The sequence below is a fragment of the Streptomyces sp. NPDC023527 genome (assembly GCF_055560115.1).
The window spans coordinates 310,421-321,993 of record NZ_JBVHJJ010000008.1 but is presented as its reverse complement, the minus strand read 5'-3'; the positions used below and the strand labels follow the sequence as shown (position 1 = coordinate 321,993).

At 72.8% G+C, this 11,573-nt stretch carries 8 protein-coding genes; 6 read left to right on the top strand and 2 right to left on the bottom strand.

All coding sequences use genetic code 11. The features are described 5' to 3' along the window. Positions 1–85: 85 nt before the first annotated feature. Positions 86–1,132, bottom strand: a complete 1,047-nt coding sequence (locus ACZ303_RS18610; protein ID WP_467340158.1) for a tetratricopeptide repeat protein — start codon at positions 1,130–1,132, stop codon at positions 86–88. A gap of 444 nt (positions 1,133–1,576) precedes the next feature. Between ACZ303_RS18610 and ACZ303_RS18605 the strand changes: the two genes are divergently transcribed. Beyond that, positions 1,577–3,127, top strand: a complete 1,551-nt coding sequence (locus tag ACZ303_RS18605; RefSeq protein ID WP_467340156.1) for a phospholipase D-like domain-containing protein — start codon at positions 1,577–1,579, stop codon at positions 3,125–3,127. Between the two features lie 101 nt (positions 3,128–3,228). Here ACZ303_RS18605 and ACZ303_RS18600 read toward each other — a convergent pair whose 3' ends face one another. Then, entirely contained in the window at positions 3,229–4,452 is a 1,224-nt protein-coding gene (locus tag ACZ303_RS18600) for a serine hydrolase domain-containing protein (protein WP_467340154.1), read from the bottom strand. 207 nt (positions 4,453–4,659) lie between these two features. Between ACZ303_RS18600 and ACZ303_RS18595 the strand changes: the two genes are divergently transcribed. The 5 genes from ACZ303_RS18595 to ACZ303_RS18575 all read left to right on the top strand — a co-directional run bounded on the left by ACZ303_RS18595 (position 4,660) and on the right by ACZ303_RS18575 (position 11,527). Then, the gene (locus ACZ303_RS18595) at positions 4,660–5,343 is read left to right on the top strand and encodes a maleylpyruvate isomerase family mycothiol-dependent enzyme (protein ID WP_467340152.1); all 684 of its coding nucleotides are present in this window, start codon (positions 4,660–4,662) and stop codon (positions 5,341–5,343) included. Between the two features lie 258 nt (positions 5,344–5,601). Beyond that, a complete protein-coding gene (locus ACZ303_RS18590) occupies positions 5,602–6,390 on the top strand; it encodes a phosphatase PAP2 family protein (RefSeq protein ID WP_467340150.1) in 789 nt (262 codons plus the stop codon). Positions 6,391–6,555: 165 nt separating this feature from the next. Beyond that, positions 6,556–7,743 (top strand): acyl-CoA dehydrogenase family protein, encoded by a 1,188-nt coding sequence (locus tag ACZ303_RS18585; RefSeq protein WP_467340148.1) that lies wholly within the window; start codon positions 6,556–6,558, stop codon positions 7,741–7,743. Positions 7,744–7,980: 237 nt separating this feature from the next. Then, positions 7,981–10,329: a serine/threonine-protein kinase gene (locus tag ACZ303_RS18580; protein WP_467340146.1), complete on the top strand. Its 2,349-nt coding sequence runs from the start codon at positions 7,981–7,983 to the stop codon at positions 10,327–10,329. Positions 10,330–10,408: 79 nt separating this feature from the next. Beyond that, positions 10,409–11,527, top strand: coding sequence for an NAD(P)H-dependent flavin oxidoreductase (locus ACZ303_RS18575; RefSeq protein WP_467340144.1), 1,119 nt, complete (start codon positions 10,409–10,411; stop codon positions 11,525–11,527). The last annotated feature ends 46 nt before the right edge of the window (positions 11,528–11,573 follow it).

The following is an 11,573-nucleotide window of genomic DNA, read 5'->3' as shown; positions in this document are numbered from 1 at the left end:
TTTTCCTTGTCGGTAGGCGTGGGCGGGCGTGCGCGGAGGCAGGCAGAGGAGCGGAAAGGGGGGAGTGGCCGGAGCGAGGGCGGCCTCAGCGGCCCGAGTGGGCGTCGGCGGGCACGATGCCCAGCTCCGCACGCGCCTTGTCGACCATCTCCCGGGCATGGATCAGACCGATCCCGCCGAGCACGCGGTGCAGGTCGTCGAGTTCCGCCGCGGTCTCCGCGCGGTCCTGCCCCAGCCGGGCCCGGGACTTGACCAGTCCGAGCCGCGCGAGCGCCTCACCGCGGGGCTCGCCCATGGCCCGGAACTCCTCCAGGGCGCCGCTGTAGCACTCCTCGGCCTCCGGGTAACGGCCCGCGCGGAAGAGCACGTTGCCGCGCATCTTGTGGTTGTAGGCCAGCGCGCTGACCAGCCGCATCCGGCGGCAGGTGGCCTCCGCCCCGGACAGCAGCTCCAGCGCCCGCTCCGTCTCGCCCCGCAGGGACAGCACATCGGCGATGCCCCGCAGCGCCCACGCCCGGCCCCGGGCGTCGTCGGCCTCGTCCGCGATCACGGCCGCCTCCTCGAACATGGCGAGGGCGGTGTCGTACGCGCCGGTGTTGCGGTGCATCTGCGCGATGCCCTCCAGCGCCCACACCGTGTGCCGGGCCTCACCGCGCTTGCGCGCCTCCGCCAGCAGCTTCTCGTGCAGCTCGCCGACGGCCTGGTAGTCGCCCTGGATGCGGCCGGTCTCGGCGAGCCCGGCGAGCGAGTACCCGCGGGCGACGATGTCGTCGCCGCGCTCGGCGAGCTCGGCGGCTATGGAGAGCCACCGCCGGGCCAGGGCGAGGTCGCCGCGCTGGCGGGCCAGGGTGCCACCGCTCCACACCGCCCACGCCATCGCGCCCTGATCACCGGCGCGCCGCGCGGCCCGGTAACTGTCCTTCCACGCCCGCTCGGCATCCGCGACACGACCCAGCCGCCGGCTCGCCTCGGCCACGGCGAGCCCCGCGTGCGCCGACTCCAGCGCGCTGCCGCTCTCGTCGGCCAGGCGCCGCTGCTCGACGGCCTTGGCCAGCACCTCCTCCAGCGACGCGTTCACCGACAGATCGCCCAGGGATCCCCGGTATTCAGGTGCGAATGCCTTGCCGTACATCGTTGGTGCCTCACTTCGGTATCGCTCGGGGGAACGGTGGCGCTCCATCGGTGATCTCGAAGCTATGGCGGGACCAGTACGGAAGTAATCAACCGAAGAGCCGGAGTGCCGTACATCTGTGGACCGGCGCCCGGGGCAAAGATCATCCGCGAGATGTACGGGATTCCCCTCCTCGCGTCGGGGTCCGGGCGCTCCCGGCCCTTGGTGGCGGGGCGCCCCCGGGAGGCTGGTAACTTCAGTGAGTTGATCTTGCGCGCCGCGCGGTCCCAGGGCCGCCGCGCGTGGATCGCGGCGGTTCTCCCCGCCGTCCCTTCCCCGACACCTCGACGTCTTGACAGCTCGATGTCTCGACACCTCGATAAGGATGCGAAATTGGCCCGTTCCCGGCTCAGCCGTTTACACCGTCTCGCAGGCTGCGCGGCGGCCTCGGCCGTCGTCCTCGCCGTGCTGCCGGCCTCCCCGGCGCTCGCCGACTCCGGCTCCGCCACCCCGCACCTCGACGCCGTCGAGCGGACGCTGCGTCAGGTCTCGCCCGGCCTCGAGGGCGATGTGTGGGAGCGTACGAGCGGTAACAAGCTCGACGCCTCCGCCGCCGACCCGGCCGACTGGCTGCTCCAGACCCCCGGTTGCTGGGGCGACGACAAGTGCGCCGAGCGTCCCGGTACCAAGCGGCTGCTCGCGAAGATGACCGAGAACATCTCCAAGGCGAACCGCACGGTCGACATATCCACCCTGGCACCGTTCCCCAACGGCGCGTTCCAGGACGCGATCGTCGCCGGCCTCAAGGCCTCGGCCGAGTCCGGGCACAAGCTGAAGGTCCGCGTCCTGGTCGGGGCCGCGCCGGTCTACCACCTGAACGTGCTGCCGTCGAAGTACCGTGACGAGCTGACGTCCAAGCTCGGCAAGGCCGCGGAGAACGTCACGCTGAACGTCGCGTCGATGACCACGTCCAAGACCGCGTTCTCGTGGAACCACTCCAAGCTGCTCGTCGTCGACGGCCAGTCGGCCGTCACCGGCGGCATCAACAGCTGGAAGGACGACTACCTCGACACCGCGCACCCGGTGTCGGACGTCGACCTCGCGCTCACCGGCCCCGCCGCCGGTTCGGCCGGCAAGTACCTGGACACCCTCTGGGCCTGGACCTGCCAGAACAAGAGCAACATCGCCAGCGTCTGGTTCGCCTCGTCCAACGGCGCCGGCTGCATGCCGTCGATGGAGAAGGACGAGAACGCCGGCGCCGCCCGGCCCACCGGCGACGTCCCCGTGATCGCTGTCGGTGGCCTCGGCGTCGGCATCAAGGACAAGGACCCCTCGTCGACGTTCCGGCCGACCCTGCCGACCGCGTCCGACACCAAGTGCGTCGTCGGCCTGCACGACAACACCAACGCCGACCGCGACTACGACACGGTCAACCCCGAGGAGAGCGCGCTGCGGGCGCTGGTCTCCAGCGCGAGCGGCCACATCGAGATCTCCCAGCAGGACCTCAACGCCACCTGCCCGCCGCTCCCGCGCTACGACATCCGGCTCTACGACGCCCTCGCCGCGAAGATGGCGGCCGGCGTGAAGGTCCGTATCGTCGTCAGCGACCCGGCCAACCGCGGCGCGGTCGGCAGCGGCGGCTACTCGCAGATCAAGTCCCTGTCCGAGATCAGCGACACGCTCCGCAGCCGCCTCGCCCTGGTGACCGGCGACCAGAAGTCCGCGAAGAGCGCCATGTGCTCCACCCTCCAGCTGGCGACGTTCCGCAGCTCCGACAACCCCAAGTGGGCCGACGGGCACCCCTACGCGCAGCACCACAAGCTGGTCTCGGTGGACGGTTCCGCCTTCTACATCGGCTCGAAGAACCTGTACCCGTCCTGGCTCCAGGACTTCGGCTACATGGTGGAGAGCCCTGACGCGGCCAAGCAGCTCGACGCGAAGCTGCTCGCCCCGCAGTGGCAGTACTCCAAGGCCGGTGCCACGTTCGACTACGAGCGCGGCGTCTGCCAGGGCTGATCCGCACGACGGGTTGATCCGCACCACGTCATGACGGCTCCCGCCGACCACCCGTAAGGGACGGCCGGCGGGAGCTTCGGCTTTTCCCGCGCTTCAGCGGTTCAGCGCACGGTGGTCATCGATGCCAGGGCCGACACCCCGGCACCGGCACCGGCGGCGGGCCGGTCCGGCGAGGTCCCGCAGTACTCGGCCTCGACCAGCTTGTCCGGGTCACCGACCCAGTCCCCGTTGTAGTTGAACGCGGAGGTATGACGCCCGTCGGACGAGGCGGTCGCCAGCGAGATGGAGCCGTGGATGCCACCCGTGTGCAGCCAGACGCTCTTCCCGCACGACAGCGTCGTGGTGTAGACGCCCAGGCCGTAGCGGCCGTTGCCGAGCCGGCCCTCGGTGGACACCGTGGTGAGCAGCTCCCGCTGCTGGGCCCGCGGCAGGAGCTCCCCGCCCAGCAGCGCCCGGTAGAACCGGTTCAGGTCGCCGGTCGTGGAGATGATCTCGCCGGCGGCGCCGCCCCAGGACGGATTGAGCTCGGTGACGTCGTGGATCTTCGCGTCGGGGTCGTCGGTCAGCTTGCTGTACGCCCGGCCGTGCGGAGCGGGCATCCGCGGCGAGGTGCCGGGCAGCACGGTGGCGCGCAGGCCCAGGGGCTTGATCACGCGCTGGGTGATCTCGGCGGCGTACGAGCGGCCGGAGACCTTCTCCACGATCATGCCGGCGAGGATGTAGTTGGTGTTGGAGTAGCGCCAGCTCTTCCCCGGCCGGAAGTCGGGTTCGTGGGCCATGGCCATGTTCACCAGATCGCCCGGTGTGTAGGTGTCGTAGCGGTGCTCCAGGAAGCCCGTGGTGATCGTCTTCTGGAAGTCGGGGTCGGCGGTGTAGTTGAAGATCCCGCTGGTGTGGTTGAGGAGTTGGCGAACGGTCATCTCCCGGCCGTCGTGGCCGTGGCCCCGGACCACGCCCGGCAGCCAGCGGTCGACCTTGTCGTCCAGGCTCAGCCTGCCCTCGGCCTCCTGCTGGAGGAGGACGACGGAGACGAACGCCTTGTTGATGCTGCCGGCCCGGAAGCGGTCCTGCGCCTGTCGGGGCCGGTTCGTGGTGAGGTCGGCGACCCCGGCCGACGCCTTCCAGGTCCCCGACTTGTCCTGAACCTGCCCGAGCAGCCCCGGGGCACCGGCCGCGACCTGGGCCTCCATGGCCGCGCGGGTCGCGGCGTGCGGGTCGTGCCCCTGGCCGCCGGCGGCCGAGGCGGGTGCTGTGAGAGCCGTCGCGCTCACCACGGCCGTGGCCAGCGCTCCCAGCATGGCTCTGCGAAGCGTGCGTATCTTCATGTGGTGCTGCCCCTCCGGTGCGTCGGATGTGTACGCGGGGCAGGACTCCGTCAACCCGCCGGAGAGTTGAGCACAGTTGAGTGACAGGGGCGCGTTCCGGCCACCCAGGGGGCGCAGGCCGCGTCATCCTGCCGGGGCTGGCCGAAGCCGGTCGGTAACCGGCTAAAATGGACAGTCCATCGTGCGATGCGCCGCGGGGGTGAGCCCATGGACACCGACGAGGTATGGCGGACGACCGACATCGAGCGACTGAGCCTCGCCGACCTGCTCGACGAGCTCGCCGACGAGGAATGGGAGAAGCCCTCCCTCTGCGCCGGCTGGCGGGTGCGCGACGTCGCGGCGCACCTCGCCCTCTGCCGCACCGGCCCCGGCGCGGCGCTGATCGGGCTGGCGCGGGCACGGGGCAGCTTCGACCGCATGGTGCGCGACGCGGCCCGCCGGTACGCGGCGCGACGGCCCGCCCCGGCGCTGGCCGCGGAGCTGCGCGCCATGGCCGGGTCGCGCCGGCACGCCGTGGGCGCGACCCACGTCGAGCCGCTCCTGGACGTGCTGGTCCACGGCCAGGACATCGCGCTGCCGCTCGGCCGCCCCCGGGAGATGCCCCCGCAGGCGGCGGCCGTCGCCGCCACCCGCGTCTGGACGATGGGCTACCCCTTCCGCGCCCGCAAGCGCTTCCGCGGGCTGCGGTTCGCCGCGACGGACGCCGTGTGGGCGGCGGGGGAGGGCAGGGACGCCGAGGGGCCGATCGGCGCGATCCTGCTGACCCTCACCGGCCGCACCGCCGTCCTGGACCGGCTCTCCGGCGAGGGCGCGGCGGAGCTGCGCCGACGTGCCGCGCGGACGGCCATGACCCGGACCCCCGCACGTCCCGGGCAAGAGGAAGAGGGGTGAGCGCGCCGGGCAGGTGCGCCCCGGCGGCGATCGGCTGAAACGCCGCCCCGACCCCGGCGCACCGGTGACGTTCAGGTATGAACCCCTCACGCACCGTTCCCGTCGACGTCCGATGATCGGCGCCCGCGAGGCGCGCACAGGCGGCGCGTGTAGCTTTGCCGTACAGCCGTGCCGGTGACATCCGTACGGCATGTATTCGTCACCTTCGCGTGTACTGCCGTGCCGGTACCGCCATACCGTACAAAGGACGCCCTACCGATGCCGTACGTGCGCCACTGGTTGCGCAACTCCATCCTGCTGTTCGCGCTCGCCATCACGCTCGGGCTGGTCGCCGCGCACACCCACCTGATCCAGCCGCACGACCTCCAGCTGGACCGCACGATCCAGACCAACACCCGCGCCGGCTGGCTGAACCACGTCATGGAGGGCGTCAGCGCCCTGGCCTCGCCCGTCGCCGGCCTGTTGATCCTCGTGGTCTGGAGCGGCTGGCTGCTGTTCGTACGGCGCCGGCCGACGAGCGCGGTGGCGACCTTCCTCGTCGTCGCGATCGGCTGGAACAGCACCCAGATCGCGAAGGCCATCGTGGCCCGCCCCCGGCCGCCGCGGGAATTCATGCTCGACCCGGAGATCGGCTCCAACAGCTTCCCCAGCGGGCACACCGCCTTCACCGTCTCGGCTGTCGTCGCCGCGTACTTCCTCCTGCGCGGGACCCGGCACCGCCGCACCGTCCTGATCCTCGGCCCCCTCGCGGTCCTGCTCGTCGCCTTCTCCCGGATGTACGTCGGCGCCCACTACCCGACCGACACCTTCGGCTCCGTGCTCATCGCCGGCTCCGCGATCACGTTCGTCACGGGCATCTGGCACGTGTGGATCGAGCCGAGCCTGCTGCACCGGCTGCCGCTGATGGAGCGCTTCGGGCTGGCCCAGGAGCGGGCGGAGCTGGAGGCGGCACAGGGCGCGCACCACGGGCCCGTGCCCGGTGGCCGCCGCCGCGCCGGCGGCGCGCCCGCGGCCCCGGGACGCCACCGCAAGCACGCGGGCCGCTGACCCCACGGGCGCGGCACGCACAGCACGCGCGGAAGGGCGGTACGGGACATCCGTACCGCCCTTCCGCGTTCCCGGCCGCCGGGCCGCGTCCGTATTCCCTATTCCTGGAACGCGTTCTACTGTGTGCGCCGTCATCCGCGCGGACGGCGAGACCCTGGAGGGCCCGTGGACCTCGAATACACCCCGCGACAACGACGGTTCCGCGACGAGCTGCGGAGCTACTTCGCCGAGCTGGTGCCCGACAACGCCTACGCCCGCCACTTCGACCCCGCCGAGCAGAAGCGCTTCTACCGCCGCACCATCCGCCGGCTCGGTGCCGACGGGCGCCTCGGCGTGGGCTGGCCGAAGGAGTACGGCGGCAGCGGGATGACCCCCATGGAGCAGTTCATCTTCTTCGACGAGGCCGCCCAGGCGGGCGTGCCGCTACCGCTCATGGCGCTCAACACCGTCGGCCCCACGATCATGCAGTTCGGCACCGAGGAACAGAAGGCGTACTTCCTGCCGCGCATCCTCTCCGGCGAACTCGACTTCGCCATCGGCTACAGCGAGCCCGACGCCGGCACGGACCTCGCCTCGCTCCGCACGCGCGCGGTGCGCGACGGCGACGACTACGTCGTCAACGGACGGAAGATCTGGACCACCAACGGCGACACCGCCGACTGGATCTGGCTGGCGGTACGCACCACACCCGTCACCGACGGTGTGCCGCCCCACCGGGGCATCAGCATCCTCCTCGTCCCCACCAGCGCGCCCGGCTACTCCTGGACCCCCATCGACACCCTCGCCTCCCACGGCACCACCGCCGGCTACTACGACGACGTCCGCGTCCCCGTGACCCACCTCGTCGGCGAGGAGAACAAGGGCTGGCGCCTGATCACCACCCAGCTCAACCACGAGCGCGTCACCCTCGCCGCGCACGGCACCACCGCCATCAGCGCCCTGCGCGACGTCCAGCGCTGGGCCTCGGCCACCAAGACCGCCGACGGCCGCCGCGTCATCGACCTGGGCTGGGTGCGCGGCCGCCTCGCCCGTACCCACCTCAGGCTCGACGCGATGAAGCTCCTCAACTGGCAAATGGTCGACGCCCTGCGCCGCTCCACCCTCACCCCCCAGGACGCCTCGGCCGTCAAGGTCTACGGCTCCGAGGCCCGCCGCGACGCCTACGCCTGGCTGATGGAGGTCCTCGCCGCGGCCGGTCCGCTGAAGGAGGGTTCGGCCGGCGCGGTCCTCCACGGCGAACTGGAACGCGGCTACCGCAGCGCCGTCATCTTCACCTTCGGCGGCGGCAACAACGAGATCCAGCGGGAGATCATCTCCTGGATCGGCCTGGGCATGCCGAGGGTGCGCCGCTGATCCGACGTCAGGAGACGCCATGCCGTCGTGCTCGTCCCGTCGCCCGCCCTCCGTGGGCACCGTGCCGCGCGCCGCCCCCGCCGCCGCACGGCCGCCACTCCCGCCCCGGCGCACGGCCCGCACCCTCGCCCGGACCGCTTCCGGCACCCGTCCCTCCGCCTACAACCTGCACAGACGGGCCGCCATACTGGACGGGCCGGGGGAGGCACAGCGAAGCGACGGGGGCGGCGGCGGAGGATGGCGGAATCCAGGCTGATCCAGGACCGGTACGTGCTGCTCGACCGGATCGGGCGGGGCGGCATGGGCGAGGTGTGGCGGGCCCGCGACGAGTCGCTGGGCCGACATGTGGCCGTCAAGTGCCTCAAGCCGATGGGGCCGCAGCACGAGCAGTCGTATCTGCGGGTGCTGCGGGAGCGGTTCCGGCGCGAGGCGCGGGTCGCGGCCGCCCTCCAGCACCGGGGCATCACGGTCGTCCACGACTTCGGCGAGTCCGACGGCGTGCTGTTCCTCGTCATGGAACTGCTCGACGGCCGCAACCTCAGTGAGCTGCTCGACGACAACGAGCAGCGCCCTCTTCCCGTGGCCGAGGTCGTCGACATCGCCGAACAGGTCGCGGCCGCCCTCGCCTACACCCACCGGCAGGGCGTCGTCCACCGCGACCTCAAGCCCGCCAACATGATGCGGCTCACCGACGGTGCCGTGAAGATCTGCGACTTCGGGATCGCCCGCCTCGGCCACGACATCGGCTACTCCACGTTCTCCGCCCGCCTCACCGGTACGGGCATCGCCATGGGCACCCCGCACTACATGTCACCGGAGCAGATCGGCGGCGGCCACATCGACCACCGCAGCGACCTGTACTCGCTGGGCTGCGTCCTCTACGAACTGGCCACCGGCGCCCCGCCCTTCGACATGGACGACGCCTGGGCCGTCCTCGTCGGCCACCGCGACACCGCGCCCCGGCCGCCGCGCGAGCACCGCCCCGCGCTCCCCGAGCCCTTCGAACGGATCGTCCTCGACCTGCTCGCCAAGGACCCCGACGACCGGCCGCCCGACGCGGCCGAGCTGCACGACCGGCTGCTGGAGATCGTGCTGGCCGACCACGTCGGCGCGGTGCCGCGCACGCTCCCCGAGAGCCGGCCGCGGCCCCTGCGCGCCTCGGTCCGGCTCCCGGAGCCGCCCCGGCTCCCCGGCTGGGCCAGGAACATGACCACCGGTTCCAAGGCCACCGGCCCCGGCCTCCTGCCACCCCCACCCCCGAGCCCGGCCACGGAACTCACGGGCGCCTGGACGGGCCCGAGAACCGGCATGGTCGGTGCTCCCACAAGCACGCCGACGGGCACGCCCACCGGCGCGTCGCCCGGTTCCACAGGCGTACCCACCGGCACCCCGACGGGCACGTCACCCGGAACGTCGCCCCACACGTCCTCCGATGTCCTCGCCGACCTCGCCGGCCGCCATCAAGAAGCCCTGCGGCTCGGGCGGCTCGGGCGGTGGGACGAGGCCGGGGACGCGCACCGTGCCGTCGCGGCGCAGCGCGAGCGCGTCCTGGGGCCGGATCACCCCGACACGCTCGCCAGCCGGTACGAGGCCGCGTTCACCCTCAGCCTGCGAGGGCGGCCCGACGAGGCGCTGCGGGAGTACGCCCGCGCCGCGTCCGGGCGGCAACGCGTCCTGGGCCCCGAGCACCCCGAGACCCTCGCCGCGCGCCAGGAGACCGCGTACGTCCTCGGGCAGCTCGGCCGGCACGTCGAGGCGCACGAGGTGTACGCCGCCGTGCTCGCCGCCCGCGAGCGCGTCATGGGGCCCGACCACCCGGACACCTTGCGCTGCCGCCACAACCTCGCCTTCAACCTGGGCCGGCTGGGGCGCCTGGAGGAGTCGTACCGCATGGCCCACGACGTGGCCGCCGCCCGCGCCCGCGTGCTGGGCCCGAGCCACCCCGAGACGCTCGTCACCCGCTACGAGGTCGGCTACGCCCTGGGCCAGCTGGGCCGCTGGCCCGACGCCCTCCAGACCTACCGCGAGGTCGCCGCCGCCCGCCAGCGCGTGCTCGGCGCCGAGCACCCGGACACCCTCGCCGCCCGCTACGAGGCGGGCATCTGCCTGGGCCGCCTCGGCCGCAGCGCCGAGGCGCTCCAGCTCTTCCGCGAACTCGTCGACGAGCGCACCCAGGCCCAGGGCCCGGCCCACCCCGACACCCTGCGCGCCCGGCACTGCCTCGGCGTCAACCTGGGCCGGCTCGGCCGCTGGGAGGAGGCGCTCGCCGAGGCGCGCGATGTGTGCGCGAGCCGCGAGGAGGCCCTGGGCGCCGACCACCCCGAGACCCTCGTCAGCCGCCGCGAGATCGCCGTGTCCCTCGGCTGGCTCGGCCGCTGGACCGAGGCGCTCGCGGTGTACCGGGAGGTCGCACAGGCCCGCCAGAAGGTGCTGGGCGCCGACCACCCCGACGCCCTCACCAGCCGCAACGACGAGGCCCACTGCCTGGAGCAGCTCGGCCGCTCCACCGAGGCCGTCGAACTGCACCGCCAGGTCGCGGCGCTGCGCCAGACCCGCGCGACCCGCGGCCGGCCGCGCGGCAGATGACGGGCCGCGAGCCCCGCCAACTGACGCAGCATCAGAAAACCTCTTCCCTCGCCCGGCCCGCTGCGGCATCCTGCCGCCCATGCAGACGGAGCTGAGCCAGCAGCTGGGGATCGAGTACGCCGTCTTCGGCTTCACCCCCTTCCCCGCGGTGGCCGCGGCCATCACCCGCGCCGGAGGACTCGGCGTACTCGGCGCCGTACGCTACACCGACCCCGACGCGCTCCGCCGCGACCTGGACTGGATGCAGGAGCACACCGACGGCCTGCCGTACGGACTCGACGTCGTCATGCCCGCGAAGAAGGTCGAGGGGGTGACCGAGGCCGACGTCGAGGCCATGATCCCCGCCGGGCACCGCCGGTTCGTGACCGAGACGCTCGCCCGGCACGGCGTGCCCGAACTCGCCGTCGGCGAACGCTCCGGATGGCGCATCACGGGATGGATGGAGGCCGTCGCCCGCACCCAGCTCGACGTCGCCTTCGACTACCCGATCGCCCTCCTCGCCAACGCCCTCGGCTCGCCGCCCCCCGACGTCGTCCGGCGCGCCCACGACCACGGCACGCTCGTCGCCGCGCTCGCCGGCAGCGCCCGGCACGCCGTCCACCACGCCGACGCCGGCATCGACATCGTCGTCGCCCAGGGCTACGAGGCCGGCGGCCACACCGGCGAGATCGCCACCATGGTCCTCACCCCCGAGATCGTCCGCGCCGTCGACCCGCTGCCCGTCCTGGCCGCCGGCGGCATCGGCAGCGGCGAACAGATCGCCGCCGGCCTCGCGCTCGGCGCCCAGGGCGTCTGGCTCGGCTCCCTCTGGCTCACCACCGAGGAGGCCGACCTCACCTCGCCGGCCCTGACCGCCAAGCTCCTCGCCGCGGGCTCCGGCGACACCGTGCGCTCCCGTGCCCTCACCGGCAAGCCCGCCCGCCAGCTGCGCACCGCCTGGACCGACGCCTGGGACGACCCGGCCGGCCCCGGCCCGCTCCCGATGCCGCTGCAAGGGCTGCTCGTCGCCGAGGCGCTCTCCCGCATCCAGAAGTACGAGGTCGAGCCGCTGCTGGGCACACCGGTCGGCCAGATCGTCGGCCGCATGGACTCCCGGCGCAGCGTGCGGGCCGTCTTCGACGAACTGACGGCCGGCTTCGAGCGCGCCGTCGACCGCGTGAACCGGATCGCGGGCCGAACGAGGGGAGCACCGGGCTGAACGGGCCCGGCCTTCCTCCCCGCCCGCACCGAAGGACCACCACCCG

What these genes read in the sequence shown, in the direction of transcription:
- ACZ303_RS18600 (WP_467340154.1), bottom strand. Translation starts at nt 4,452, where the DNA reads ATGAAGATACGCACGCTTCGCAGAGCCATGCTGGGAGCGCTGGCCACG.
- ACZ303_RS18595 (WP_467340152.1), top strand. Translation starts at nt 4,660, where the DNA reads ATGGACACCGACGAGGTATGGCGGACGACCGACATCGAGCGACTGAGC.
- ACZ303_RS18580 (WP_467340146.1), top strand. Translation starts at nt 7,981, where the DNA reads ATGGCGGAATCCAGGCTGATCCAGGACCGGTACGTGCTGCTCGACCGG.
- ACZ303_RS18610 (WP_467340158.1), bottom strand. Translation starts at nt 1,132, where the DNA reads ATGTACGGCAAGGCATTCGCACCTGAATACCGGGGATCCCTGGGCGAT.
- ACZ303_RS18575 (WP_467340144.1), top strand. Translation starts at nt 10,409, where the DNA reads ATGCAGACGGAGCTGAGCCAGCAGCTGGGGATCGAGTACGCCGTCTTC.
- ACZ303_RS18590 (WP_467340150.1), top strand. Translation starts at nt 5,602, where the DNA reads ATGCCGTACGTGCGCCACTGGTTGCGCAACTCCATCCTGCTGTTCGCG.